Origin of the sequence: Alteromonas sp. BZK5 (assembly GCF_014349115.1) — a bacterium.
GTDB classification, from domain to species: Bacteria; Pseudomonadota; Gammaproteobacteria; order Enterobacterales; family Alteromonadaceae; genus Alteromonas; species Alteromonas macleodii.
In genome coordinates this window covers 1-3,345 of sequence record NZ_JACSOE010000181.1, presented here as the reverse complement: position 1 = coordinate 3,345, position 3,345 = coordinate 1, and the positions used below count along the sequence as shown (strand labels likewise).

Below are 3,345 nucleotides of genomic sequence, written 5' to 3'. Positions count from 1 at the left end.
CTGTGTAGCAATTCATGAACCGAACGTTTCTCCCAAAAAGAACACGTTCCGACTCTAAAGTTCTATCCCAAAAAGTTTCATGTGTCCAAAATATAATCCTAGCGGTAGGAGCACTGTCAGAAAAAACCTTTGAAAATATATTAATTTTTGCAGCGTTTAACAAAATATTTAATCGAAGCACAACTATCACATCGTACTTTTTTAAACTCGAAGCTTGAGTATTCAGAAACTCTTCTTCTGAGCAAAAAAATGAATTGATAGTACTAGAAGCAATAACACTATCTAGCCCATGGAATTTACTTCCTATAAATAACACTTCCACTTTAATTGCCCTTAAAAATTAATTGTGATTTATTTTCGTCTTCGAGTGAAGCTACATATTTTAATCCCATCCGAGATAATGATGAGTTCACTACGACCGCAGTGTTCTTCATCTGTTCAGAAAAGTTCTTTATGGAGGTATTGTCACCATGAAGTCGCCTGCGATACCCGACAACGTTCAGGTGTTTTGCATTGCATACCTCTGACAATTTTAAGTACATGTCATAATCCACTGCATTTTTAATTCGCTCGTTAAAACCTTCGGTTCTGCACCAGTAAAGTTTTCGAAACATCCTGAAATGGTGTGCAATCATTGCAGTAACGAGCTTTTCTCTGAGATAAACTGGGTAATTATACCCTTGCTCTATCCGCCCATCTTGATACTCGTTTTCATAAGTTGTGTATACAAGTCCAATGGACAGGTCTTTATCCATTTCCCCTACGCACTTTTCAACCACATCTTCAGCTAAATAGTCGTCGCTATCTAACTGACCTATGTAGATACCTCTACAAAGTTTCACAGCGGTATTAGAAGCAGCTCCAATCCCCCCGTTCGCTTGACTGATCCACCTAACTCTAGGGTTATCTGAGTAATACTTTTCAAGAAGCTTTACAGTATTATCAGTTGAACCATCATCACAGATACACGCTTCGACATCTTTAAAGGTTTGATTAAGTACACTTTCTACCGCATCTAGTATTGTTTTCTCTGCATTATATGCGGGTATATAGATGGAGACCTTTGGCACTTCCCAATTGTCTTTTTTATCGACTAAATGTCTATAGTAAGGGCAGACTTCAGCGAAGTGCTTTTTACTTTTTTGCTTACCCGCTTCGCGATCCGTCTCATTTTCACCTCCTAAGGGTTCTTGGTGTAGTGCGAGAGCAGGCAATACAGGTATCATGTACAAGCCTGCGTTGAAAAATCTAAATGCAAGCTCGGTGTCTTCATACCCCCACGAATCAAAACGCTCGTCAAACTTACCAACTTTCAAAAATTCGGCTCTTGAAAATGCTACGTTACCAGAAGCGAAAACTCTAAAGGGAACTTTTTCATTACGGAGCATATCGGTTTTGTCAAAGATCTCGAGCCGCCAATCAACCGACTTTTCGCCCGAGATTTTACCTGCAACCTTATTATTGGTGACAACATCTTCACAATCTTCAGCATATGAACTGTTTTCAATCAAAAACTGTGAACTAACGTTATTTAAATCAATATATCGCCTTGGGCCAATAAGAACTGTCTTATCAATTATAGGGGCATATTTGACGTATTCCCGCACCAAGCCTCTCGATGGATACATATCAACATCAAGCAAAATTACAAAGTCGTTTCGCGCTACATTTACCCCATTATTTCTTGCAGCTGCGGGAGTAAATCCAATATCTCGATGCCAAACGTACTTTATATCAAGCTTATTTGAAAACTCTCTTACTGCATCTAATGCGCTGTCTTTACCACCATCATCAACAACAATGACTTCGATATTTTTTATAGGGTAATTTTGATTTAATATACCGGCAAGTGTTCTCTTAAGGGGGTCCGTTCGGTTGTAAGTTAAAACTACAATCGACACTGCTACATCATCACTTTCTTTTGCAAACGCCTCTAAGTGAGAGTAGTCATTCTTGAGCCCTTCAATTTCCGGTAACTTCAACCCTTTAGGAAAAGACTTGGGTGGATTGTAATAATTTTTAAGCTCTTTAGGTATTTCAACATTTTTACACTTAAAGGCGCGATAGCTAGTTGGTACACCATTATCACCAACTTTTGTTTTTCCTTCGCTAATCTCTTTTAACTTTTTATCGCATAAATATAAATTATACTTGACCGTATCTTCGCCGAACACCTTACCTGCAGCATTATAAAGCTCGCGTGCTTTGTAAAAGTCTCCATTTGAAAACGCTTCATGAGCATCGCGAAACAACAGCGTCATTCTTACCACCTTATTTATATAAATATTTTTGCTTGATTGTAATTTTCAAAATTAAACTGTTTAGCTCAAGTAAACTAAAGAAAATAGTTGTCCATGTTATCGGTACTTTATTTTTTTGGAAAAACAGATTTACGAACGGGGTAGCACTCTGAATATAGAAAACCCTTTTTCACTTGCTATTATTTCATTAGAGTGGTCGAAACCAGCTTGCTCTACATCTTTCTTCCACTTTTCAACTACTTCTTTTTCTTCTCCTCTTCCATAATCATCTACCAAAAAATCCACGCTAAAATTGTTAAACCCAATTTCTTCCATAATTATTGGAAGTGCTGGGTATCGTGCATGAAGATTAGTAGCCCCAGGGGGACCATCAACTAAAACAAGTATCTTATGTCCACTTCCTTCAAACATTTCTGCAAATTTCTGTAAATGCTTTCTACATGCATAGTACTGAAACTCAACGCCACCAAGTTCTTCTACGATTAGTTCACAGCAATTTAAATCAACATAACTTGAAACCTCATGAAGACTTAACAGCTCTTTTGTTTTTTCAAAATATTGGGCATTATGGTCAAAGGATATAAATGGGATGGGTGTAGAATCTAAGGCAATTCGTTTCAAGACTCTTCCTATCAAGGCAGTTGAAGTGCCACTACCAAACTCTAAAACACCAGAGTAACTCCCAGTTGACAAAAGTGAAACTATGCTTAAAGACACATCCGGGCTAATAGGCCAGCCGTGAAATGACAGCGGTTTGTTGCCATTGTCGATGTAATTTCTAACAGAAAAAAAATCTTCTATTTGCTTACATATGTTTGAATGCGACTTCGTCACAAAGGCTTGAAGACTTCCTACTCTTGCTTGAATTTTATTGTCGATATTGTTACTCAAGTTAGAAATTTTCTCGTCTAAGATTTCTTCAAACCGTTCAATTTTTTCATACAAAGATTGCAGCTTATCTTTATTTTGTTCTAATAACTTGCTTAGATTCCGATTGGACTCGCGGAGACCTCGAATCTCCTCATTTTTCTTAGATAAACAAAATTCATGTTTCGAAAAATGATACTTAGATACGTTATAATCC

General features: G+C 37.4%; 3 protein-coding genes. All 3 read right to left on the bottom strand.

Annotated elements, in window-relative coordinates:
- A partial coding sequence (locus BIZ39_RS22085; protein WP_222936738.1) for a hypothetical protein occupies window positions 1–322 on the bottom strand: 322 nt, incomplete at its 3' end.
- Window position 323: 1 nt separating this feature from the next.
- On the bottom strand, window positions 324–2,261 hold the full coding sequence (locus BIZ39_RS20945; protein WP_187447985.1) for a glycosyltransferase family 2 protein: 1,938 nt from the start codon (window positions 2,259–2,261) through the stop codon (window positions 324–326).
- A 129-nt stretch (window positions 2,262–2,390) separates the two neighbouring features.
- Window positions 2,391–3,345: hypothetical protein (locus BIZ39_RS20940; RefSeq protein ID WP_222936737.1), on the bottom strand; the 955-nt coding region annotated here is incomplete at its 5' end.